This window comes from Sinorhizobium mexicanum (genome assembly GCF_013488225.1).
In the GTDB taxonomy this organism is placed as follows: Bacteria; Pseudomonadota; Alphaproteobacteria; order Rhizobiales; family Rhizobiaceae; genus Sinorhizobium; species Sinorhizobium mexicanum.
The window spans coordinates 750,221-772,501 of record NZ_CP041241.1; the positions used below are offsets into that span (position 1 = coordinate 750,221).

At 61.9% G+C, this 22,281-nt stretch carries 18 protein-coding genes; 10 read left to right on the forward strand and 8 right to left on the reverse strand.

The window, feature by feature from the left end:
- The first annotated feature begins 2 nt into the window (after positions 1 to 2).
- The gene (locus tag FKV68_RS27720) at positions 3 to 1,796 is read left to right on the forward strand and encodes an ABC transporter ATP-binding protein (RefSeq protein ID WP_180943717.1); all 1,794 of its coding nucleotides are present in this window, start codon (positions 3 to 5) and stop codon (positions 1,794 to 1,796) included.
- 106 nt (positions 1,797 to 1,902) lie between these two features.
- Here the strand turns inward: FKV68_RS27720 and fba are convergent, their stop codons facing one another.
- Positions 1,903 to 2,949, reverse strand: coding sequence for a class II fructose-bisphosphate aldolase (gene fba / locus FKV68_RS27725; RefSeq protein WP_180943718.1), 1,047 nt, complete (start codon positions 2,947 to 2,949; stop codon positions 1,903 to 1,905).
- 753 nt (positions 2,950 to 3,702) lie between these two features.
- On the opposite strand from fba, the gene FKV68_RS27730 reads away from it, so the two are divergent.
- From FKV68_RS27730 to FKV68_RS27750, 5 genes are all read left to right on the forward strand, one after another.
- On the forward strand, positions 3,703 to 5,301 hold the full coding sequence (locus FKV68_RS27730; protein WP_180943719.1) for a peptide ABC transporter substrate-binding protein: 1,599 nt from the start codon (positions 3,703 to 3,705) through the stop codon (positions 5,299 to 5,301).
- 54 nt (positions 5,302 to 5,355) lie between these two features.
- Complete coding sequence (gene oppB, locus FKV68_RS27735) at positions 5,356 to 6,279, forward strand: oligopeptide ABC transporter permease OppB (protein WP_180943720.1); 924 nt, start codon at positions 5,356 to 5,358, stop codon at positions 6,277 to 6,279.
- Positions 6,272 to 7,402: an ABC transporter permease gene (locus FKV68_RS27740; RefSeq protein WP_180943721.1), complete on the forward strand. Its 1,131-nt coding sequence runs from the start codon at positions 6,272 to 6,274 to the stop codon at positions 7,400 to 7,402. The genes oppB and FKV68_RS27740 overlap by 8 nt, the downstream gene beginning before the upstream one ends.
- A gap of 1 nt (position 7,403) precedes the next feature.
- A complete protein-coding gene (locus tag FKV68_RS27745; protein ID WP_180943722.1) occupies positions 7,404 to 9,005 on the forward strand; it encodes an ABC transporter ATP-binding protein in 1,602 nt (533 codons plus the stop codon).
- Between the two features lie 253 nt (positions 9,006 to 9,258).
- Complete coding sequence (locus FKV68_RS27750; RefSeq protein ID WP_180943723.1) at positions 9,259 to 10,605, forward strand: mechanosensitive ion channel family protein; 1,347 nt, start codon at positions 9,259 to 9,261, stop codon at positions 10,603 to 10,605.
- 5 nt (positions 10,606 to 10,610) lie between these two features.
- On the opposite strand, the gene FKV68_RS27755 is transcribed toward FKV68_RS27750, so the two are convergent.
- Together FKV68_RS27755 and FKV68_RS27760 are read right to left on the reverse strand one after the other, a co-directional pair.
- Complete coding sequence (locus FKV68_RS27755) at positions 10,611 to 11,975, reverse strand: sigma-54-dependent transcriptional regulator (RefSeq protein ID WP_180943724.1); 1,365 nt, start codon at positions 11,973 to 11,975, stop codon at positions 10,611 to 10,613.
- Positions 11,972 to 13,795: a sensor histidine kinase gene (locus FKV68_RS27760; protein ID WP_180943725.1), complete on the reverse strand. Its 1,824-nt coding sequence runs from the start codon at positions 13,793 to 13,795 to the stop codon at positions 11,972 to 11,974. Before FKV68_RS27760 ends, FKV68_RS27755 begins: the two co-directional genes overlap by 4 nt.
- A 240-nt stretch (positions 13,796 to 14,035) precedes the next feature.
- Between FKV68_RS27760 and FKV68_RS27765 the strand changes: the two genes are divergently transcribed.
- The 4 genes from FKV68_RS27765 to FKV68_RS27780 all read left to right on the forward strand — a co-directional run bounded on the left by FKV68_RS27765 (position 14,036) and on the right by FKV68_RS27780 (position 16,376).
- Positions 14,036 to 14,968: a VOC family protein gene (locus tag FKV68_RS27765; RefSeq protein ID WP_180943726.1), complete on the forward strand. Its 933-nt coding sequence runs from the start codon at positions 14,036 to 14,038 to the stop codon at positions 14,966 to 14,968.
- A 118-nt stretch (positions 14,969 to 15,086) separates the two neighbouring features.
- On the forward strand, positions 15,087 to 15,689 hold the full coding sequence (locus FKV68_RS27770; protein WP_180943727.1) for an alpha/beta hydrolase: 603 nt from the start codon (positions 15,087 to 15,089) through the stop codon (positions 15,687 to 15,689).
- A gap of 58 nt (positions 15,690 to 15,747) precedes the next feature.
- Entirely contained in the window at positions 15,748 to 15,993 is a 246-nt protein-coding gene (locus FKV68_RS27775; RefSeq protein ID WP_180943924.1) for a type II toxin-antitoxin system Phd/YefM family antitoxin, read from the forward strand.
- Positions 15,990 to 16,376 (forward strand): type II toxin-antitoxin system VapC family toxin, encoded by a 387-nt coding sequence (locus FKV68_RS27780; protein ID WP_180943728.1) that lies wholly within the window; start codon positions 15,990 to 15,992, stop codon positions 16,374 to 16,376. The genes FKV68_RS27775 and FKV68_RS27780 overlap by 4 nt, the downstream gene beginning before the upstream one ends.
- Before the next feature lie 5 nt (positions 16,377 to 16,381).
- On the opposite strand, the gene FKV68_RS27785 is transcribed toward FKV68_RS27780, so the two are convergent.
- The 5 genes from FKV68_RS27785 to FKV68_RS27805 are packed head-to-tail and all read right to left on the reverse strand — an operon-like array spanning position 16,382 to position 22,112.
- Entirely contained in the window at positions 16,382 to 17,494 is a 1,113-nt protein-coding gene (locus FKV68_RS27785; RefSeq protein ID WP_180943729.1) for an ABC transporter permease, read from the reverse strand.
- Position 17,495: 1 nt separating this feature from the next.
- Positions 17,496 to 18,650, reverse strand: coding sequence for an ABC transporter permease (locus FKV68_RS27790; RefSeq protein ID WP_180943730.1), 1,155 nt, complete (start codon positions 18,648 to 18,650; stop codon positions 17,496 to 17,498).
- Positions 18,647 to 20,407: an ATP-binding cassette domain-containing protein gene (locus FKV68_RS27795; RefSeq protein WP_180943731.1), complete on the reverse strand. Its 1,761-nt coding sequence runs from the start codon at positions 20,405 to 20,407 to the stop codon at positions 18,647 to 18,649. Before FKV68_RS27795 ends, FKV68_RS27790 begins: the two co-directional genes overlap by 4 nt.
- Entirely contained in the window at positions 20,404 to 21,411 is a 1,008-nt protein-coding gene (hlyD, locus tag FKV68_RS27800; RefSeq protein ID WP_180943732.1) for a secretion protein HlyD, read from the reverse strand. The genes FKV68_RS27795 and hlyD overlap by 4 nt, the downstream gene beginning before the upstream one ends.
- Positions 21,408 to 22,112, reverse strand: coding sequence for a CerR family C-terminal domain-containing protein (locus tag FKV68_RS27805; protein ID WP_180943733.1), 705 nt, complete (start codon positions 22,110 to 22,112; stop codon positions 21,408 to 21,410). The genes hlyD and FKV68_RS27805 overlap by 4 nt, the downstream gene beginning before the upstream one ends.
- Positions 22,113 to 22,281 lie beyond the last annotated feature (169 nt).

Below are 22,281 nucleotides of genomic sequence, written 5' to 3' on the forward strand. Positions count from 1 at the left end.
TCATGTTGCGGTTCCTATTGCCGGGTTTTCACGTTCTGCACAACGCACTGGGGCGGCAGTTGCGCCTGCTGCCGATCGTCGTGGTCCTGGGCCTCGTCAGCGCCGCGCTCGAAGGCGCCGGCATCGGCCTTATCATCCCGATGCTCGGCATCATTGCCGGAAGTCAGGATGCCGGCGGATTGCACGGGATCTCCGCCTTCTTCCAGCAGGTGGGGGCAGGGCTCGATGATGGCCAGAGACTGCTGGCGATCGCCGCGGGCGTTCTGGCGCTGATCGTGCTGAAGAATGTTCTCGCCTTTGCGAACACTTTGCTGACGATGTTTATCTATGGAAAGGCAAGTCACGCGATCCGAAGTGCTCTCTCGGACCAGCTCTTGAGGATCGGCTATCCGTTCTTCCTGCAGCAAAATCCCGGTCGCCTGCTCAACATCATCTCCAACGAGTCATGGCGGGCCTCCGACGCCATACAGACCGTGCTTGCGGCCCTGGTCAACGGTTCTGCTGCCGTCATCCTGCTGGCGTTTCTGTTGCTGCTTTCCTGGCAGATGACGCTGTTCGTCGCGCTTGGCCTCGTGCTCGTCCAGCTCGCGCACGCCGTCTTGTCGGCCACTCTCAGAGGCCCGAGCCGCGACGTGACGTCCTTCAACAGCGAACTCGCCGCGAGGATGCTTCATCTCGTTCATGCCGGGCGGCTGATCCGGGTGTTCGGCCAGGAGGAGCGCGAGAAGGCCGTATTTGACTCCGCTTCGGACGCCGTCCGCCGGGCCGGGTTCGTCCTGCAGAGCCGCCAGGGCTCGTTGCCGCCGCTCACCGAAGTGCTGCATTCCGCCCTGTTTCTTGGGGCGGTCGTCAGTGCCTGGTCTGTCGGCGTCAGCTTTCCGGTCATCGTCGCCTTCGTCGTGCTGCTCTATCGTTTGCAGCCGCACGTGCGCGCGCTGCAAATGTCCTGGGGGCAGATCCAGGGCTGGAGCGGGTCGCTCGAAGAGGTGCGTTGGCTCCTCGATCCGTCGGACAAACCGAAGCCTCCGACTGGTCATGAGCCGTTCGCCGGTTTGCGCGAGGACATGGAATTCGATCACGTGACGTTCCGGTATCCGGGCTCCGAGGCTCGCCCCATCGTGCTCAGTTCGGCGACCTTCGCAATTCGCAGCGGCCGCTCGACGGCAATCATTGGACGGTCAGGCGCCGGCAAGACCACGATCGTCAATCTCCTGTGCCGCTTTGTGGAGCCCGACGAAGGACACATCCTCGTCGGTGGCATGCCGCTCGATCAGATCGATCCCGCTCAGTGGCGGCGCCAGATTGCCGTCGCGAGCCAGGATCTCGAACTGGTGGACGGCAGCATCTTCGAAAACATCACCTACGGCCAGAACGCTACGATCGCAGAAGTGGAGCAGGCAGCCAAACTGGCCGAGGCTCACAGTTTCGTGGAAAAGCTGCCTCAAGGATATGCGACCATTGTCGGCTATCGCGGCGCGAGTCTCTCGGCGGGGCAGCGGCAGCGCATTGCGCTCGCCAGGGCGCTGGTGCGCGACCCCGAGATCCTGATCCTCGACGAAGCCACGAATGCCGTGGACGGCCTGTCGGAGGCCGCGATCGTCGAAACGCTGAGATTAAGGGCCGGTCGCCGCACGACCATCGTGATCAGCCACCACCGCAGCACGATTTCGTTCTGCGACGACGTGGTGGTTCTCGGCAGCGGCCGCGTGAAAAGCCAGACGCCGTTGGCAGACGTAGCCTCGTTGAGCATGGATCAGCTCTACGAGTACGAGACGGGCGTGAAGCGCCACGGTTGAGTTCTGCAAAAAACAATGCGGCGCCCCTTCGGCCGCGCCGCATCGCGATTGTTGCTTGCCCATGGACCTTGCAGGAGACGGAGAAGCGCGCCCCCCGCAATCGCGGTCAGGCGGCCTTGGCGTAACCCTTGGCCATTTCCGGCAGGCGCAGCACCCTGATCTTCGAGGCTTGGCCGGCAGCGCGGAAGGCCTCGAAGCGTTCCTTGCAGACCTCGGTCATGCGCGCGATCGCCGGCTTCAGGTAGTTGCGCGGGTCGAAATTGTCCGGATGCTCGAGGTGGTGCTTGCGGATTTCGCCTGTGAAGGCGAGCCGGAGATCGGTGTCGATGTTGACCTTACGGACGCCGAGCGGGATTGCCTTCTGGATCTCGGCGACCGGCACGCCCCAGGTTTTCGTCATCTTGCCGCCGTAGGCATTGAAGAGTTCCTGCAGATCGGCCGGCACGGACGACGAGCCATGCATGACGAGGTGGGTGTTCGGCAGCCGCCGGTTGATCTTGGCGATCGTATCGATCGAGAGGATCTCGCCGTCGGGCTCTCGCGTGAACTTGTAGGCGCCGTGGCTGGTGCCGATCGCGACTGCAAGTGCGTCGACGCCCGTCTTGGAGACGAAGTCGAAGGCCTGGTCCGGATCCGTCAGCAACTCCTCGCGGGACAGCTTACCCTCGAAGCCGTGGCCGTCCTCCTTGTCGCCGGCGCCGGTCTCAAGATTGCCGAGGCAACCGAGTTCGCCTTCGACGGAAACGCCGGCCGCATGGGCGATCTTCACGACTTCCGCGGTCACCGCCACATTATATTCATAGCTCGCAACGGTCTTGCCGTCCTTTTCGAGTGAGCCGTCCATCATGACGGAGGTGAAGCCGTTGGTAATCGCAGAAATGCAGGTCGACGGCTGGTCGCCGTGGTCGAGATGCAGACAGACGGGGATATGCGGATATTCCTCGGCCGCGCCGAGGATCAGATGACGGAGGAAGGCGTCCCCGGCATAGGAGCGCGCGCCGCGGCTTGCCTGCAGGATCACCGGAGAATCCGTCGCATCGGCGGCGCGCATGACGGCCTGAATGTATTCGAGATTGTTCACATTGAAGGCTGGCAGCGCGTAATTGTTCTCCGCCGCGTGGTCGAGCAGTTGCCGCAATGTGATCAATGCCATTCGAAATCTCCCTGATACTGGACGCCCCACTCCAGGCGCCGTGGATAGGCGGACACGGGTTCAGTACCCGATGAGTCTTGTTCCCGAGGGCGCTGAAGACGGTTTGACCGCGCTTCGGCGGACCTGGAGTCGACGCGGCCGGACCAAGTCAAAGGCACAATAGTTCATGCGGGTCTTTTGGCAACGGGGACAGCGGCAGGGTCGAACACTTGATGGACGTGCGTCAGCGGATTTTGCTGTGGATGAGAAATCGCACGGTCAAAATTCGCGGCTTTCGCTTTCTGGTGGTGCTGGCAGGGTGGCGCGGAGAGGAGGGTAAATACGCGCATGCCGGTGGTCTACGAGGGACGAAATCGCTCCTTGACGACGCCGTGGCGCAGTCGATGCGTACATGCGAATTGCAAAAAAATTGCGACAGGAGCCGCATATTTTTTTGCATATTACGTAAAGTGCCATTTCAATTCACAAACTTTGCATCTCGGCCTTTCCGGGTCGGTTTTTGGGGCCGAAAGGGCCATCCTCGAATTCGATCTAAAACGTTACAGTTTGCCGTTCGGCCTGTTGCTGTCCAGCCTGGCCAAAGTCGCAAAGGAGACGAAATCCACCGCAAACGAAATACAACCTATGCGTCTATGAAAATCATGGCCTATAGAGAAGGATGCAATTTTCCGCACAAAGCGCCTTGCCTTTGTTGAGAATTTGCCCTTCTCTCCTGCGATCACAACCCAAAAAAGAGGGGAAGGAGAAAAAACAATGACCTCACTGAAACTTAAACTCAGCGCCGCAGCGTTGCTTGGCTCGCTGCTGATCGGCGCAAGCCCGGCGCTTGCGGAAGCGGTGCTTCACCGCGGCAACGCCGGCGAACCGCAGACGCTCGACCAGGCCCACACGTCGATCAACATCGAAGAGTTCATCCTGAAGGATCTGTATGAAGGCCTGACGATCTACGACGCCGCGGGCAAGATCATCCCGGGTGCAGCCGAAACCTGGGAGCTTTCGGATGACGGCACCGTCTATACCTTCAAGCTGCGCGCCGATGCCAAGTGGTCGGACGGCTCGCCGGTAACGGCCGAAGACTTCGCCTTCTCGTTCCGTCGTGTGGAAGACCCGAAGACGGCGGCCGAATACGCCAACATTCTCTTCCCGATCAAGAATGCCGAGAAGGTCAACAAGGGTGAAGCGCCGGTCGATCAGCTCGGTGTGAAGGCCGTCGACGAAAAGACGCTGGAAATCACGCTTGAACGCCCGACGCCGTTCTTCCTGGAACTGCTCGCGCACCAGACCGCGCTTCCGGTCAGCAAGGCAAGCGTCGAGAAGAACGCTGCCGATTTCGTCAAGCCGGGCGTGATGGTCTCGAACGGCGCGTTCAAGCTGACCGCCCATGTGCCGAACGACAGCCTGACGGTCGAGAAAAACGCGAATTACTGGGACGCAGCCAACGTCAAGCTCGACAAGGTGATCTTCTATCCGATCGACGACCAGGCGGCCTCGGTCCGCCGCTTCGAAGCAAAGGAAATGGACCTCGCCTACAACTTCTCGGCCGACCAGATCGAGCGCCTGCGCAAGTCCTATGGTGACCAGGTCCACGTCTCGCCGACGCTTGCGACCTACTATTACGCCTTCGACACGCGGCAGGAGCCCTACAGCGACGTCCGCGTTCGCCGCGCGCTGTCGATGGCGGTCGACCGCGACTTCCTCGCCAAGGAGATCTACAGCGGTTCGCAGCTGCCGTCCTACTCGATGGTGCCGCCGGGCCTCGAGAGCTACGGTGAGCCCGCCAAGGCCGACTTTGCGGACATGTCGCAACTCGATCGCGAGGACAAGGCAATCGCGTTGATGAAGGAAGCCGGCTACGGTGAGGGCGGCAAGCCGCTCAACATCGAAATCCGCTACAACACCAACCCGAACCACGAGCGTGTTGCAACGGCCGTCGCCGACATGTGGAAGAACACCTTCGGCGCAAAGGTTTCGCTGGTGAACCTCGACGTGTCGTCGCACTACGCCTACCTGCAGGAAGGCGGCAAGTTCAACGTCGCGCGTGCCGGCTGGGTCGCCGACTATGCCGACGCCGAAAACTTCCTGGCGCTGAGCCTCAGCAGCAACAAGACCTTCAACTATGGCCACTTCGAAAACGCCGAATACGACGGGTTGATGAAGAAGTCCTATGAAGAACAGGATCCGGCAGCACGCGCGAAGCTTCTCCATGAAGCCGAGGCCCTGCTGATGAAGGAACAGCCGATTGCCCCGTTCCTCACCCAGGCGGACCTGTGGCTCGTCTCGAGCCGCGTCAAGGGCTGGCAGGACAACGGACCGAACGCGCATCTGAGCAAGTTCCTGAGCGTCGCCGAATAACGAACTGAGGCGACGCGCGGCTGGTCTGCCGCGCGTCGCTTCCGGAGCACATCCATGATCCCCTTCATCCTCCGCCGACTGGCGAGTGCGGTGCCGACCCTGTTCATCGTCGTCACCATATCCTTCTTTCTGATGCGGTTTGCCCCCGGCGGCCCCTTCAATCTCGAGCGTCCTCTCCCTCCCTCCACGATGGAGAACCTGATGAGGACCTATCACCTCGATCAGCCGCTCTGGCGCCAATACGTTCACTATCTCAGCAATGCGGTGACAGGCGACTTCGGTCCGAGCTACATCTACAAGGACAACAACGTCGCGCAGCTGATCGGCAAGGGCTTGCCCTATTCGATGGAGCTGGGTTTCTACGCACTGCTTCTGGCTGTGATCGGCGGCGTGATCGCCGGCACGATCGCGGCGCTGAGGCAGAACAGCGCCCTCGATTTTGGTATCATGGCGGTCTCGACCATTGGCGTCACCGTTCCGAACTTCGTCGTCGGCCCGGTGCTGACGCTCGTTTTCGCTATCGCTCTGTCGTGGCTGCCGGCCGGCGGCTGGGGCGACGGATCGTTCCGCTTCCTGATCCTGCCGATGATCGCTCTTGCATTGCCGCAGCTCGCCGTCTTCGCCCGACTTACGCGCGGCTCGATGATCGAGGCGCTCCATACCGACCACATCCGTACCGCCAAGGCCTATGGCCTGCCGTCCCGCGCGGTCGTCGTCACGCACGCGATGCGCGGCGCGATGCTTCCGGTCGTTTCCTATCTCGCCCCCTGTGCGGCCGCACTTCTTACCGGCTCGGCGGTCGTCGAAACGATCTTCACCATTCCCGGCGTCGGTCGCTACTTCGTTCTCGGCGCGATCAACCGCGACTACACGCTGGTCATGGGCACCGTCATCCTGGTCGCCATTTTCGTCATCGTCTTCAACCTACTGGTCGATATTCTCTACGGCCTGCTCGACCCGAGGGTCCGCCATGACTGATATCGTCCAAACGCCGGCGTCCACGCCGGAGACCAGGGGACGCAGCCTCTTTCAGCTTGCTGCGCTCCGCTTCCGCCGCAACCGCGCCGCCATGGCCGGCTGCATCATGCTGGTGCTCATCGCGCTGTTTTCGTTCCTTGGACCGCTGTTCTCGCCGCATACCTACGACCAGGTCTTCCCGTCCTACGTCTCGATCGGTCCGAGCCTGGAGCCGAGGCCGGATGCGTCGACGCTTCAGGACGTAATGGAGGGCGTTGCCACACGCGCCCGCGTAACGCTCAAGGAATTCGCCGTTGAAGGCCAGCGGTTCACCGCCACCATTAATTCGGATCAGCCGATCGACCCACGCGCGACGCGCTACTTCGACAGGGCCAACGAGTTCGAGGGCACGAAGGTCGTAGCGACCGAAGATGACGGCCGTACCCTGAAGGTCGAGGGCCAGGTGGACCGCGAATATTTCCCGTTCGGCACTGACTCGAACGGTCGCGACCTGCTCGTTCGCGTTATGCTCGGTGGACAGATTTCGATCGCCGTCGGGCTGCTCGCGAGCCTCGTCTCGCTCGGAATCGGCGTCGTCTACGGTGCGACCTCGGGTTATATCGGCGGGCGCGTCGACAACGTCATGATGCGTCTGGTCGAGATTCTCTATTCGCTGCCCTTCGTCTTCCTCGTCGTCGTGCTCGTTGTCTTCTTCGGCCGCAGCTTCATCCTGATCTTCCTGGTGATCGGCGCGGTCGAATGGCTGGATATGGCGCGTATCGTGCGGGGGCAAACGCTTGCGCTCAAGCGGCGCGAGTTCGTCGGCGCGGCACAGGCGCTCGGTCTGACCGATTGGCAGATCATCCGCCGCCATATCATTCCGAACACGATCGGCCCGGTCATCGTCTTCGTCACCGTCGTCGTACCGAAGGTCATCCTGCTGGAGAGCTTCCTCTCCTTCCTCGGCCTCGGCGTGCAGGCGCCGCTGACGAGCTGGGGCGCGCTGATCTCTGAAGGAGCAAACAACATCCAGTCGGCGCCGTGGCTGCTCATCTTCCCGGCCATCTTCTTCGTCGTCACGCTGTTTTCGCTGAATTTCGTCGGCGACGGCCTGCGCGATGCGCTCGACCCGAAGGATCGCTGACATGGCAGAGATGAAGGAATCCATTCTTACCGTCCGCGGCCTCAAGGTCGACTTTTCGACCCCGGACGGTACCGTCGAGGCCGTCAAAGGCATCGATCTCGACATCCGTGCCGGCGAAACGCTGGCCGTTGTCGGCGAGTCCGGTTCGGGCAAGAGCCAGACCATGATGGGCATCATGGGACTGTTGGCGAAGAACGGCACCGTGACCGGCTCGGCCAGCTATCGCGGCCGGGAGCTTATCGGCCTTGCGCCCAAGGCACTGAACGACGTCAGGGGCTCGAAGATCACGATGATCTTTCAGGAGCCGATGACGTCGCTCGACCCGCTCTACACGATCGGTCGCCAGATCGCCGAGCCGATCGTCCACCACCGCGGCGGAACGTTCAAGCAGGCGCGCAAGCGGGTGCTCGAACTGTTGGAGCTCGTGGGCATCCCCGAGCCGGCGCGTCGCGTCGACAGCTATCCGCACGAACTCTCGGGCGGCCAGCGGCAGCGCGTGATGATCGCCATGGCGCTTGCCAACGAGCCGGACATCCTGATCGCGGATGAACCGACGACGGCGTTGGATGTCACCATCCAGGCGCAGATTCTCGATCTCTTGAAGTCGCTCCAGAAGCGTTTCGGCATGGCAATCGTGCTGATCACGCACGACCTCGGCATCGTTAAGCATTTCGCCGAGCGAGTCGCGGTTATGCGCCGGGGCGAGGTGGTCGAGCATGGCACGACGGCGGAGATCTTCGAGCGGCCGAAGGCCGACTATACGAGGATGCTGCTTGCAGCCGAGCCGAGCGGACGCAAGGCGTCGCCGCCGGAAAACGCGCCGATCGTTCTGGAGGGCCGCGACGTTTCGGTGGATTATTCGATCGGCGGCGGGCTGTTCCGGGGTGGTTCTTCGGTGTTCCGGGCTGTCGATCGCGTCAATCTGCGCCTGAGGCAAGGCCAGACGATCGGCATCGTCGGCGAGTCCGGGTCCGGCAAATCGACCTTGGGACGGGCATTGCTGAGGCTCCTGCCGAGCAAGGGGCACTATCGCTTCGGCACGACCGATATTTCCAGCTTCGACCGGAGCGCGATGCGGCCCCTGCGCCGCCAGCTCCAGCTCGTTTTCCAGGATCCCTACGGCTCGCTGTCGCCGCGCCGGACGGTCGGCGAGATCATCACCGAAGGCCTTTACGTGCACGAGCCCGAGCTCAACCGGGCAGAGCGGGACCGCCGCGCGATCGCCGCACTGAAGGAAGTCGGCCTCGATCCAGCATCGCGCAACCGCTACCCGCACGAGTTCTCGGGCGGCCAGCGCCAGCGCATCGCGATCGCCCGCGCCATGATCCTGAAGCCGAAAGTTGTGATCCTCGACGAACCGACTTCGGCGCTCGACCGCTCGGTGCAGGGGCAGGTCATCGAGCTTCTGCGCGACCTGCAGCGTTCGCATGGGCTCTCCTACATCTTCATCAGCCACGATCTTTCCGTCGTGAAGGCGATGTCGGATTACGTGATCGTGATGAAGAACGGCCGCATCGTCGAGGAGGGCGAAACGGACGCGATCTTCGAGGCACCGAGAGAGCCCTATACCAAGACGCTGATCGGCGCCGCCTTCAACGTCTGATATCTGCAGCTTGAATGGCAGGGGCGCGACATGCGCGTCCCTGCCTTTTTCGTGTGGTTCTACCCCGCTTCATCCCAGTGGTCGCGAAGCTATCGGCCAAAGCGCGACGACCAAAACCAGCCCTGAATTTCCACCGCTCGCCCACGTCAGGAACCATCCTTGCCTAGTACGAGTTTTCAATAATGTCCGAGCATTCGGTATTTGAGAACACTCGAATCTGCTGGCCGCCCCAGCGGATTCGACGAGAAAGGCGATGGATTTCGTAGAAGCGGTCAACGCTGCCGGATCTTGGCTGCAGACCGCCCTTCTGAACGAATGGACGGTCTATCAGTCTATCGTGATTGCAACCGGTTACCTGTTTTGCGGTTTCCTGGCAAAACGGATAGAGCCGGCACTGGAGACCCGCGCGCGCACCATCAAGGGAAATCCCGATCTGCTCCGCGTCATCATCGCCTTCATGCGGCGGTTGCAATGGCTCTTCTTGATCGTGTGGCTCTGGATCGCGGATGTGGTACTGTCGCGATTTGGATGGCCGTCCTACCGGTGGCTGGTGGCCACGGCCCTGACCCTCGTGGCGGCGTGGTTTGTGATCGCGGTGCTCACCCGCATAATCAGAAACCAAATGCTCGCACGGGTCGTTGCTGTCACCGGTTGGCTCTACTTTGCACTTTACGCACTTGGACTGGATGACACGATCCTGACGGCCCTGGATAACATTGCCGTCAACCTCGGTGCTGCCCGTCTTTCCATGTTGCTGGTCTTGAAGGCCATCGTCCTTTCTGCCGCCCTGATCTGGCTGGCTGTCCTGATCGGCAACATGTCGTCCCACTGGATACACAAGTCAGCGGATCTCACCCCATCGCTCAAGGTCCTCATCAGCAAGCTCATCAAGATCACCTTGATCGGATTGGCGGGCGCTGTCGCGCTATCTGCAACAGGCATCGACCTGACGGCCCTCACGGTCTTTTCGGGTGCCGTCGGCGTGGGCATCGGTTTCGGCCTGCAGAAGGTGGTCTCCAATTTCATATCCGGAATCATCATCCTTCTCGACAAGTCGATCAAACCGGGCGACACGATCACGCTTGGAGAAACCTTCGGCGCGATCCGCGACTTGCGCTCGCGCTTCGTCTCCGTCATCACGAGAGACGGAAAGGAATATCTCATCCCAAACGAGGATTTCATTTCCCAGCAGGTCGTGAACTGGTCCTTTTCCAGTGAATATGTCCGCATCGAGGTCAGCTTCGGAACCTCATATGACAGCGATCCGCACGAAGTTGTTCGGATAGCTATCGAGGCCGCGAAGTCTATTCCACGGGTTTCCAGTATCTACGCGCAGCCGGTCTGCTGGATGACCGCCTTCGGGTCATCGTCGCTCGATTTCAAACTGCGATTCTGGATTTCCGATCCGAGCAACGGGCTGACCAACGTGCGTGGCGAGGTCCTGATGGCATTGTGGGATGCCTTTAAGGCGGCCGGTATTTCAATCCCGTTCCCGCATCGTGAAATCATCATGAAGACACCTGTCGAAGTCGTGGATTCGCTTGAACGCGGCGACGAAATGCGAAGCGGTCCAGCGCCCGCATCCCGTTCCAACATGTGAGGCCATCACGCGTCGTCGTCGCGTTGTGCCTCCGCCGCCAGAAGCCTTTTGTCGAGGCCGAACTTCTGCATCTTCTCATAGAGCGTCTTGCGCGAGATCCCGAGAGACTCGTAAACGGGCTTCAGCGCTCCGCCGTGGGCCGCAAGTGCGCCGGCGATAAGGCTCTTCTCAAACGCGGCAACCTTGTCGGCGAGACGCGCACCGTTCGGCCGCTCGGATGTGGCGTCGTCCTGTTCGGCTTCGAGCCCCAGCACGAACCGTTCGGCCGCATTGCGCAGTTCGCGAACGTTGCCAGGCCAGTCGCGTTCACCGATTTCCGACGCCAGAGCAGGAGAGATCTCGACATCATCGCGGCCATAGCGCGCGGCGGATTCGCGCACGAGCTGCATGAAAAGCAGGGCAATGTCCGAACGGCGCTGTGCAAGCGGCGGCACACGCAGCGTCGCCACATTCAAGCGATAGAGCAGATCGGCGCGAAAGCGGCCGGCGGCAACCTCGGGCTCCAGATCGACCTTGCTGGTGGCGACGAACCGGACGTCGAGCGGCACGACTTCGTTGGAGCCGAGCCGGGTTATGACCCGCTCCTGCAGCACGCGCAGGAATTTTGCCTGGAGATCGAAAGGCATTGAGCCTATCTCGTCGAGCAGGATCGTGCCGCCACGCCCGTGCTCGAACTTGCCGTAGCGCGGCCGCAGCGCGCCAGGAAAGGCGCCGGCCTCATGGCCGAAAAGCTCGCTCTCGATCAGCGTCTCCGGAAGGGCGGCGCAATTGATGGCGATGAAGGGGCTGTTGGCGCGGCTGCTCAAGTCGTGGAGTGCGCGCGCCACGACTTCCTTGCCGACCCCGGTCTCGCCGATGATCAACGTATCGGCGTCGGACGCGCCGATGGCGCGGACCTTGTACCGCAGGTCGACCATCGCCTGACTCCGTCCCGGCAGTCGCTGCTCGATGTCGTCACGCTTTCCTGCAACCGCTCTCAGGCGGCGGTTTTCAAGCACGAGGCCGCGCCACTCGAGCGCGCGGCGAATGGTGCCCGCGAGCGTTTGCGCAGTGAAGGGTTTCTCGACGAAATCGTAGGCGCCTTCGCGCATCGCCCGCACGGCGAGCTGGACGTCGCCGTGACCGGTCACCAGGATCACCGGGACCTCGGCGTCGATTTCGCGAATACGCTGAAGGAAGGTCATGCCGTCCATACCAGGCATGCGAATGTCGCTGATCACCACGCCGGAAAAGCTGAAGCCGATGAACTCGAGCGCGTGTTCGGCACTGGCGAACGCATCAACGCGAAATCCCGCAAGCTCGAGCGCCTGGGCACTCGAATGGCGAAGCTCCTCTTCGTCGTCGACGAGCAGGACACGGCTCTCGCTCATTCGGCGGCCTCACGCTGGTTCCGGCTTGTCGCAAGCTCGATGCGAAACACGGCACCTCCTTCAGGGTGGTTCGAAACAGTCAGGTTGCCGCCGAAATCCTTGATGATGTTGTAGGAGATCGAAAGTCCGAGGCCCAGTCCCTTGCCCACACCCTTGGTGCTGAAGAACGGGTCGAAAATGCGTTCGGCGATGGCGGATGCCACACCGGGCCCACGGTCACGGACCGTGAGAATCACCTTGTCGCCTTCGCGCCAGGCGTTGACGGAGATCGCGCGATCATCAAGGCCCTCGACGGCGTCGACAGCGTTGGAGATAACGTTGACGAGGACCTGCTGAAGCCGGACCGATCCCGCCCGGACAACCAGCGGCTCGTCACCGAGATCGATGTTGACAGCGGCGTTGGCTGCCTTGATTCGCGCGGTAACGATTTCCATCGTGTCGCGCATGACCTCGTCGAGAGGCACAGGGCCAAGTTTCTCATTGGGCTTGCGCGCAAAATTGCGCAAATGCCGGCTGATGGACGCCATGCGATCGATCAAGCCGGAAATGCGCCTGACATTGTCGCTCGCCTCGGTGGTGCGCCCCCGCTCGATCAAGAGAGCAGCACTGTCCGCGTAAGTCTTCGCGGCGGCAAGCGGCTGGTTAAATTCATGTGAAAGGGCTGCCGACATCTGGCCGAGGCCGGCGAGCTTGCCCGCCTGGATGAGATCGGCCTGGGTCTGGCGCAATTGCTGCTCCGTGAGCCTCCGCTCCGCGATCTCTTCCTCGATCTGGGCATTGACCCGCGCGAGATCGGCGGTGCGCTCTTCGACGCGGTGCTCAAGCTCGCTTTGGGCTTGCGCCTGCATCAGCAGGCGCTCCCTGAGACGCGCCCGGCGCTGCCAGAGGACGGCAACCGCGAGGCCGGCAAGGCCGCAAAGCAGCATAGCGGCGGCAACCGCGGTCAGCGCCTGTGTCTTGACCGACGCCGTGTCGATCAGGACGTTCACCGTCCAATCGGCTTCCGTCATATATTGCGAAAGAACGAGGTATTCACGGCTTGCGTCACCGGTCGCAATCCGCATCAATTGGTGATCGAAAAGCGTGCTCAGCGACACCGGCAGCGGGCGCAGAACCGCATTTGCATAGCGGCGTGAGGCCTCTGTGCGCGAGAGCCGGTCGGGCGTCAGCGGCAAGATACTCGCATAGAGCCATTCCGGACTGCCGCTCATGAAGATGATACCTTCGGGATCGGAGACGAACAGCTTGTACTCGCCTCCCTGCCAGGAGGCCTCGATCGTCTCGATATCGACCTTGAAGACAATGACGCCGCGGATTTCATCGCCGACGCGGATCGGCGAGCCGAAATAGTAGCCGCGCTTGAGCGATGTCGTGCCGAGCGCATAGAAGCGGGACTGCACGCCCTTCAGGGCATCCTGAAAATAGGGGCGATAGCTGAAGTTCTCACCGACGAAGCTGGCAGGGCCGTCGTAGTTGCTTGCCGCGATCGTGTCGCCATCCGGCGTGATGACATAGATGTCCGAGGACCTGAGGAGGGCATTGATCTCCTTCAGGTAGGTGTTGACAGTCTCGCGGAGCCGACGATCCTGCGGTCGCATGGCGAGTTCCTTGACGTCATCGTGATCTGCAATGAGTGCCGGAAGCGCCTGGTAGCGATTGAGGTGGCCGCTCAAGGCGGAGACGGCCAGCCTCAGCGTCGTGGTCGCCTGGGCGGAAGCCTCCTGCATATAGCGGCGCGTAGCGACGAGATTGCCCTGCCAGGCAACAGGCACGGCGATGAGCGGCAGCAGGCAGAGCACAAGCACAAGACGATATTTCACGGAATGCCTGGCTCCTCCTCCCATGCGTTCCTCTCGGATGACGGATTTAGTCGATGGTAGGGATCCGCTCAATCGGTGACAAGTCGCACATAGCAGTCGATTTTTCTTAACGAGAAGCTCAAGGTGTCAACGTTGCGTTGACAATGCGTTTGGCCGCGCCAGCCTTTCGCAAAGCAAGGGAAGAGCGCATCTATACGCCATCAAGAGCCCGGTTGCAGACCGGCAGAAAGGAAACTGACAATGCTCGACCAGATCAAAGGCCTGCATCACGTCACCTCGATGGCGGATGACGCCCGCACCAACAACCAATTTTTCACCAACACCCTCGGCTTGCGTCGTGTCAAGAAGACCGTGAACTTCGATTCACCGGACGTCTACCACCTCTACTATGGTGACGAGAGCGGCACGCCCGGCACCGTGATGACCTATTTCCCGTTTCCGCAGATGCCGCGCGGCCGCGCCGGCACGGGAGAGGTTGGAACGACCGTCTTCGGCGTGCCGGTCGGTTCGCTCGGTTTCTGGCGGGATCGCCTGGGCAAGCTCGGCGTCACCGGCCTCAAGGACGAAGAAACTTTCGGCGAGAAGCGCCTGAACTTTGCCGGCCCGGATGGCGACGGCTTCGCTCTGGTCGAAGTGAAGGACGACCCGCGTGCCCCGTGGACCGAGGGTGGCATTTCTGCAGACCACGCGATCCGTGGTTTCCATTCGGTCGCCATGCGGCTGCGCGATGAGGGCGCCACCTCCGAATTGCTCAAGTTCATGGGCTATCAGGAGTTCGACCGCAAGGATGGCGTTACCCGGCTGATCGTACCGGGCGGCAACGGCGCAGGCCTCGTCGATCTCGAAACGCTGCCCAACGTCAATCGCGCGGCGCAGGGCGCCGGCTCGGTGCACCATGTCGCCTTCGCGGTCGACAATCGCGAAAAGCAGCTGGAAGTGCGCAAGGCCCTGATGGACACTGGCTATCACGTCACTCCGGTCATCGATCGTGACTATTTCTGGGCGATCTACTTCCGGACACCGGGTGGTGTGCTGTTCGAGATCGCCACGAACGAGCCCGGCTTTGACCGTGACGAGGAAATTGCCCATCTCGGCGAGGCGCTGAAACTGCCGCAGCAGCACAAGCACCTGCGCCCGATCCTCGAAAGCCAGTTGCAGAAGCTGGAAGCATAAACGTCCGGTATCTCTGCGGCCGAGATTTCCTCCTCCGTCTGGCGCGGGGGAGGGGCTGGGCTTTGATATGACGAACAGCGATGGCATCGGCGCAGGCCGCGTGCCAAGGAGAGTTCCAATGGTCGACCATGGCTATGTCCATAAATTGAAAGCCGGCAAGCCCGGCAGTCCGATCCTCTTCGTTCTTCACGGCACGGGGGGCGACGAGAACCAGTTTTTCAGCTTCGGTTCGCAACTGTTGCCGGAGGCGACGATCGTGTCGCCGCGCGGCGACGTTTCGGAACATGGCGCGGCCCGCTTCTTCAGGCGCACCGGCGAGGGCGTCTACGACATGGCGGATCTCGCGCGCGCCACCACAAAACTGGCAAACTTCGCCAGGACGCTTGCATCCGAGCATGAGGCCTCGGAAATCATCGCGCTCGGCTATTCCAACGGTGCGAATATCATTGCGAACGTGCTCATCGAAGAAGGTGCCTTTGACAAAGCCGTCCTGATGCACCCGCTGATCCCGTTCAGGCCGAACGACAATCCGAAGCTGGAAGGCCGAGGCATATTGATCACTGCCGGAGAGCGTGATCCGATCTGCCCGGCGCCGCTGACGCAGTCGCTCGCGGACTACTTCAAGGCTCAAAAGGCGACAGTCACCGTGGAGTGGCATCCCGGCGGCCATGATATCCGGCGGAACGAGATTGCCGCGGTTGAGCGATTCGTGAAAGCTTGAAAGCCACGCTGGATTGAACTAAGTTTAATGAACTAAGTTCAATCCAGCGGAGGCAGTGGTGGAAACCGTCAATATTCACGAGGCCAAGACCCATTTGTCGCGGCTGGTCGAAAAGGCGGCGAGGGGGGAGTCGTTCATCATCGCCAAGGCGGGAAAGCCCCTGGTGAAGGTGGTTGCCCTCGATCAGCCTTCCGAGACCGAAAAGCAGCGGATCGGCTTTATGACCGGCGAGATCGTGGTGCCGGACGATTTCGATCGTATGGTCAGCGATGAGATTGAAAATCTATTCGGCACCGGCGCATGAACATACTGCTCGACACGCACATCCTCCTCTGGGTGGCCGGCGCTCCCGACCAGTTGCCGCGAGAAGCCCGGGCGCTCATCGAAAATCAGGAGAACGCGCTCTTTTTCAGTGCGGCGAGCCTTTGGGAAATTGCCATCAAGTGCAGCCTTGGGCGCGCCGATTTCGAGGCCAATCCTCGGCTGCTGCGCCGCGGCCTGTTGGACAACGGCTATGAGGAACTGCCTGTCAGTAGCGCCCATGCGGTGGAAATCGACCAACTTCCGCCAATCCACAAGGACCCCTTCGATCGCATTCTGGTCGCCCAGTCGATAGTCGAGGGCGTGACACTGCTGACCACGGATGAGATCGTCGGAAAGTACCCGGGGCCGATTCGGCTCGTCTGACCGCGTCACTCCAGTCTGCTGCGGAAGAGCCAGGAGGCGGCGGAAAGTGTCACGACGGCGATCATGCAGAGCGGCAGGGTCTGGTGCACCACTTCTGCAAGCGGAATGTCCTTGAGGAATACCCCCTTCACGATCACCAGGAAATAACGCAGCGGATTGATGAGCGTGATCGGCTGCAGCCAGGACGGCATGTTCTCGATCGGCGTCGCGAAACCCGACAAGAGCATGGCTGGAACCATGAACAGGAAGACTCCGAGAATCGCCTGTTGCTGTGTCATCGACAGCGCCGAGATGAAAAGCCCGAGCCCGACGACGGAGGCGAGATAGAAGATCGCGCTGCCGTAAAGCAGGATCAGCGAGCCGCGCAACGGCACGCCGAAGATGAACACGGCGGCGAGAATATAGACCGTGATATGGAAGAGCCCGATCATCATCGGCGGTATCAGTTTGCCGATGAGGATTTCGTGGGTCCGCAACGGCGAAACGATGAGTTGGTCGAAGGTACCGAGCTCACGCTCGCGGGCAACCGAAAGCGCGGTGACGATGAGCCCGATCAGGAGCGCAATGCTCGCCACCAGGTTAGGCACCATGAACCATTGGTAGGTGAGGTTGGGATTGAACCAGTTGCGCGCCTCGACCCGGACCACATCGGATGCCGCGCGTTTTCCGGCGGGGGTTTCCGAGGCGAGCATGCCGACGATCTGGCTGAGATAGCCAGCAACGATCTGCGAGGCGTTGGAGCGCCGGCCGTCGAGTATCACCTGGACCTCGGCCGTCCGTCCCGCTTCGATGTCGCGGGAGAAGGTCGGGCCGATTTCCAATGCGGCAAGAACGCGTTGCGTATCGATCGCGAGTCGCACTTCCGCCGGGCTGCTCGCCCGCGTGACGGTTCGGAAGGTCGGCGATCCGCCGATCTGCTGGACCAGTTCCTGGCTCCAATGGCCGGTATCGCGATCGAGCACGATCAGGTCGACGTTCCTCACCTCCAGGGTCGCCGCATAGGAAAAGACGAGCAACTGGATAATCGGCGGACCGATCAGGATGGCGCGGCCCTTCGGGTCGCGCAGCACCGCCAGAAGCTCCTTGATGATCAGCGCCTTCAGCCGTGTCCACCACATCTTAGCCGATCCTCTTTCTGGTACTGCGTGCGGCAAGCGCGAAGAAGACGCTGCCGATCAGAAGCATGACCGCGATCGCGCGCGCGAACATCGGCCAGATATCGCCGGCCAGAAACACCGTCTGCAGGCTGGGGATCAGATAGCGTGCCGGCACAACGAAGGTGATCCACTGGATGACAGTCGGCATGGAATTGATCTCGAACAGGAAGCCGGAAAGCAGGAACGCCGGCAGGAATGCTGTTATCAACGCGAGCTGCGAGGCGAGGAACTGGTTCTTGGTGGCTGCCGAGATCAGCAGTCCCTGGCCGAGCGCCGGCATGAGGAACGTGGCAGAGAGTGCGTAGAGCGCCGCCACCGAGCCGCGGAAAGGCACGCCGAACAGGAAGACCGCGAGCAGCACGCAGAGCGTCATCGAGGTGAGCCCGAGAATGAAATAGGGCAGGAGCTTGCCGGCAAGGAGCTCGGCGGCGGAGACGGGCGTCGCCATCATCGCCTCCATCGTCCCGCGCTCCCATTCCCGCGCCACGACCAGCGACGTCAGTAGCGTGCCGACGAGCGTCATGACGATGGCGATCGATCCTGGAACAAGGAAATTGCGGCTTGTCAGTTCCGCGTTGAACCAGAAGCGTTGTTCGGCAATAATCGCGGGTGCGCGCCCCACGCCCTCGCTGAAACGCTGGCGCTCCCAGGTGGCCACGGTACCCTGCGCGTAGTTCTGAACGAAATTCGCCGTGTTCGGATCCGAGCCATCGACGATCACCTGGATCGCCGGATGGCGTCCCGCGGCGTGGTCGGCCGCAAAGCCCGCCGGAATCACCAGGATGCCGCGCACCCGGCCGAGCACGAGATCGTCCTCGAATTCGCGGCGGTCGTGGCCGTTGACGACGGCGAAATAGCGCGACTGCTGGAAGCTTGCGGCGAGATCGCGCGTCGATGGCGTTGCTTCCTCGACCACCAGTGCGACCCGCGTCCGCGTCGTGTCGAGGGAAACACCGTAGCCGAAGAGGAAGAGCAGGATCAGCGGCAGCACGAAGGCGATCAGAATACTGCTTGGGTCGCGCACGATCTGATAGCTTTCCTTGCGCACGAGGGCGGTGAAGCGTCTCGCCCTGCCACCACGCTCCTGAATGGTGCTACTCTTCCCGATCACGTTCATGCCGCTTCCTTCGCCTCCGAATCCTGGATGAGCGCGATGAAGGCGTCTTCCATCGTCGGGTCAGGGAGGTCCTTGTTGGCGACGCGCGCCTTCATCTCGTCCGGCGACCCGAGCGCAATCGACCGGCCGCGATAAATGAGCGAGATGCGATCGCAATATTCCGCCTCGTCCATGAAGTGGGTGGTGACGAGAACGGTCACGCCCTTTTCCACGAGGCCGTTGATGTGTGTCCAGAACTCGCGCCGGGTGATCGGATCGACGCCCGAAGTCGGTTCGTCGAGAAAGAGCACCTCCGGTTCGTGCAGCACGGCGCAGGCAAGCGCCAGGCGCTGCTTTAGGCCGAGCGGCAGGTCCTTGGCCGACATGTCCTGGGTCGGGCGAAAATCGAAGATCTCAGTCATCAGTGCGATGCGCTCGCGCCGTTTCGTGCCGGAAAGCCCGTAGATGCCCGCAAAGAAATTGAGGTTCTGGGTGACGCTGAGATCGCCATAGAGGGAGAATTTCTGCGCCATATAGCCAAGTCGGTTGCGTGCTTCGGCGGCATCGCGCCTGAGATCGAAGCCAGCGACCCGACCTTCGCCGGCAGTCGGCTTCAGCAGGCCGCAGAGCATCTTGAATGTGGTCGACTTGCCCGCGCCGTTCGGACCCAAGAGGCCGAAGATCTGGCCGCGCGGGATGTCGAAGGTAATGTTTTCGGCGGCGGTGAAGTCGCCGAACCGTTTGGTTAGCCCACGCGCCTCGATCACCGCCTTGCCCGCGTCTGCGGCAAAGGTTCTCTGCGTCTCCGCAAGCCGCGAGCGGCCACCGGGGCCGCCGCCGAGCATGTCGACAAAGGCGTCCTCGAAGCGCGGGGGCGTGATGTCGGCACGCAATGCCGTCGCGGCGCCGTTGCCGGCAAGCGGTGGAGGCTCGAGACCCGCCTTCATCACGAGGCGGATCGCCTCGCCCTGAATGACACCATCGACCACGCCTTCGTCGTCGAGAAGGCGCGCCAGCTTCTCGCGGCGGCGACCTTCGATGCCGCTCACCCGAAACACGCGCTCCGCCACGCGACTCGTCATTTCCTGCGGCGCGCCGGCGAAAAGCAGCTTGCCCTGATTGAGCAGGAAGACGTGGTCGCACGCCTCCGCCTCCTCGAGATAGGCCGTCGACCAGACGACGCCGACGCCTTCGGCCGTCAGCTTTTCGACCATCTTCCAGAGATCGCGCCGCGAAATCGGATCGACGCCGACGCCGGGCTCGTCGAGCAACAGCAGGCGCGGCTTGCGCAGCAGCGCGCAAGCAAGACCGAGCTTCTGCTTCATGCCGCCGGAAAGCTTTCCTGCAAGGCGCGCCGTGAAGCGCTTGAGATCGGTAAATTCGAGCAGTTCGCCGAACGTCGTGGTGCGCGCATCGTTGGGCAGGCCGCGCAGATCGGCATAGAGGTCGAGATTTTCCTGGACGGAGAGGTCTTCGTAGAGGCCGAAGCGTTGCGGCATGTAGCCGATTGCCGCCTGGATGCTCGCCGGATCCGTGCGCGTGTCGTAGCCGAGCACCTGGACAGTGCCCGCTTCCGGCAGCATGAGCCCGGTCATCAGGCGGATCAACGTCGTCTTGCCGGCGCCGTCGGGGCCGACGAGGCCGGTGATACGCCCGCCAGCGATCGACCCGTGGATGGCGTCGAGGGCAGGCGCCGGGGCGCCGAACCGCTTGGTGACACCTGTCAACCGTACGAAGGGTTCGGAGGAGGCAGCAATATCGGGGGCCGCGGCCGTCATGACATTGCCTCTCCGGCCGTCGGCAGATGAATGGTGACCGGCATGCCCTGGCGCAGGTCCGCACCCGGATTGGTGACCACGATCCTGAGCCGGTAGACGAGATCTGTCCGGAGTTCAGGCGTCTCGACTGATTTCGGCGTAAATTCCGCTACTGGCGAGATGAAGCCGACGGTCGCATCATAGGCCTTGTTCGGGGCGGTGTCCGAGGTCACCTTGACTTTCATGCCCGGGTGAACGCGGCCGAGATCGGGTTCGGCGACATAGGCGCGGACCCAGACCGGTTCGGTCAGCGAGAGCACATAGACATTGTCGGCCGGTGAAACGATGGCGCCGGTCTCGCGGACGCGCGAGAGGACGACGCCGGCGCTTGGCGCGACGAGCTCGGTGTCCTTGAGCGACGTCCGGGCACTGGCAAGCTTCGCGGTTGCCGCATTCACTTGTGCTTGCGCCGTGGCTACGTCCTCCACGCGACTCCCCTCTTCGATCAGCGCCAGAGCCTCGCGCGCCGAGGTTGCGCGGGCTACCGCGGCGGAGCGTGCAGCGCTCGCCTGATCGAGGTCCGCCTGGGAAATCGTGCCGTTCGGCCGCAGTTGCCGGGCGCGCTCGTAGGCGAGGTTGGCGTTTTCGAGCTCGGCGAGGCGCTCTTCATGGACGGCGCGTGCCTGTGCGATTTCAGTGGCACGCGCGCCGGCCTTGAGCTTGGCGAGCGTGGAGGTCAAGGCCTCCACCTCCGCCTTGGCTGCGTCGACGGCCTGCTCGAACGGCTCGGCGTCGAGCCTGGCGATCACATCGCCGGCCTTCACGGCATCGCCCTCGTCGACACGCAGTTCCGCGATGCGGCCGCTGACGCGGAATCCGAGCGACACCTGTCGGATATCGACATTGCCGTAAAGAACCGCCTGGCGATTGTCCTCAGCCCAGCCGATCCGCGCCGGCAGGTCGAACCACCAGCCCCCGGCCGCAACTGCGGCGAGAAGGAGAGCGGGAATAGCTATTTTTTTCATGCCTTGTAGTCCTTTTCAGCGCCCAGTGCGGCAACGAGGTCGGCCGCGTGATGACGCAGGATTTCGAGCTCGTCCGGCCCGGCGGTTTCCCATTCGAGCTGGGCATAAACAGCGGCATGGGCCATCCGGAAGACGAGGACGCTTCCGACGAAGGACAGCGTCCTCAGGCGGATGCGTTCGGATGCGGGGTCGTCGTCGAGAATGATGCCGATCAGCCGCCGCGCCATCTCGATCATCGGCCGCATGATGCTGCCGTAGATGCGGGTGAACGCCTCGGTCGGCTCCATCTGCTCGCGAATGATGAAGCGCGCCCAGCTTTCCGATTGCTCGCTGACGAAGAGGACAATCATCCTCTGAACCATCTGGGTCAGAAACGCGCGTGCTTCCGCAGGGGCCATTTCCTTTCCGTCGGCATCGAGTTCCGCGAAGCGCGTGAGAATGGCGCTCCGCAGATCGGCGACATGTCCGCCAATGATCGAGGCGAGGTGCTCGGCGGCGGCGATGTAGAGGCCTTCCTTGCCGCCAAAATAATAGGGGATCGCCTGCAGGTTCACGCGCGCCTTATCGGCGAGCATGCGGGTCGTCGCGCCATCGAAACCATAGCGTCCGAAAACGTCGATGGAGGCGTTGAGGAGCTTCTCCCGCGTGGCGTCGCCGCGGTCGACTCGAGGTTGCGAAGAGGGGGCGCTGTCTTTCATCATGTGCTCAAATTATCTCATTCAGCTGATTAAGTCAATCGAATGAATTTTGTACGGCTTGGGCAGGACGATCGTGCATTGAGCGCGAGATTCGCATCAAAAAAAATCAGCGGATCAAAAATATGCATCGTGCCCGGGAAATTCCGGGGCCGAGTCAGTTCACGAGGCGGGG

Excerpts from the sequence above, each read along its gene's own strand:
- FKV68_RS27720 (WP_180943717.1), top strand. The coding sequence starts at position 3 with ATGTTGCGGTTCCTATTGCCGGGTTTTCACGTTCTGCACAACGCACTG.
- fba (WP_180943718.1), bottom strand. The coding sequence starts at position 2,949 with ATGGCATTGATCACATTGCGGCAACTGCTCGACCACGCGGCGGAGAAC.
- FKV68_RS27730 (WP_180943719.1), top strand. The coding sequence starts at position 3,703 with ATGACCTCACTGAAACTTAAACTCAGCGCCGCAGCGTTGCTTGGCTCG.
- oppB (WP_180943720.1), top strand. The coding sequence starts at position 5,356 with ATGATCCCCTTCATCCTCCGCCGACTGGCGAGTGCGGTGCCGACCCTG.
- FKV68_RS27740 (WP_180943721.1), top strand. The coding sequence starts at position 6,272 with ATGACTGATATCGTCCAAACGCCGGCGTCCACGCCGGAGACCAGGGGA.
- FKV68_RS27745 (WP_180943722.1), top strand. The coding sequence starts at position 7,404 with ATGGCAGAGATGAAGGAATCCATTCTTACCGTCCGCGGCCTCAAGGTC.
- FKV68_RS27750 (WP_180943723.1), top strand. The coding sequence starts at position 9,259 with ATGGATTTCGTAGAAGCGGTCAACGCTGCCGGATCTTGGCTGCAGACC.
- FKV68_RS27755 (WP_180943724.1), bottom strand. The coding sequence starts at position 11,975 with ATGAGCGAGAGCCGTGTCCTGCTCGTCGACGACGAAGAGGAGCTTCGC.
- FKV68_RS27765 (WP_180943726.1), top strand. The coding sequence starts at position 14,036 with ATGCTCGACCAGATCAAAGGCCTGCATCACGTCACCTCGATGGCGGAT.
- FKV68_RS27770 (WP_180943727.1), top strand. The coding sequence starts at position 15,087 with ATGGTCGACCATGGCTATGTCCATAAATTGAAAGCCGGCAAGCCCGGC.
- FKV68_RS27780 (WP_180943728.1), top strand. The coding sequence starts at position 15,990 with ATGAACATACTGCTCGACACGCACATCCTCCTCTGGGTGGCCGGCGCT.
- FKV68_RS27785 (WP_180943729.1), bottom strand. The coding sequence starts at position 17,494 with ATGTGGTGGACACGGCTGAAGGCGCTGATCATCAAGGAGCTTCTGGCG.
- FKV68_RS27790 (WP_180943730.1), bottom strand. The coding sequence starts at position 18,650 with ATGAACGTGATCGGGAAGAGTAGCACCATTCAGGAGCGTGGTGGCAGG.
- FKV68_RS27795 (WP_180943731.1), bottom strand. The coding sequence starts at position 20,407 with ATGACGGCCGCGGCCCCCGATATTGCTGCCTCCTCCGAACCCTTCGTA.
- hlyD (WP_180943732.1), bottom strand. The coding sequence starts at position 21,411 with ATGAAAAAAATAGCTATTCCCGCTCTCCTTCTCGCCGCAGTTGCGGCC.
- FKV68_RS27805 (WP_180943733.1), bottom strand. The coding sequence starts at position 22,112 with ATGATGAAAGACAGCGCCCCCTCTTCGCAACCTCGAGTCGACCGCGGC.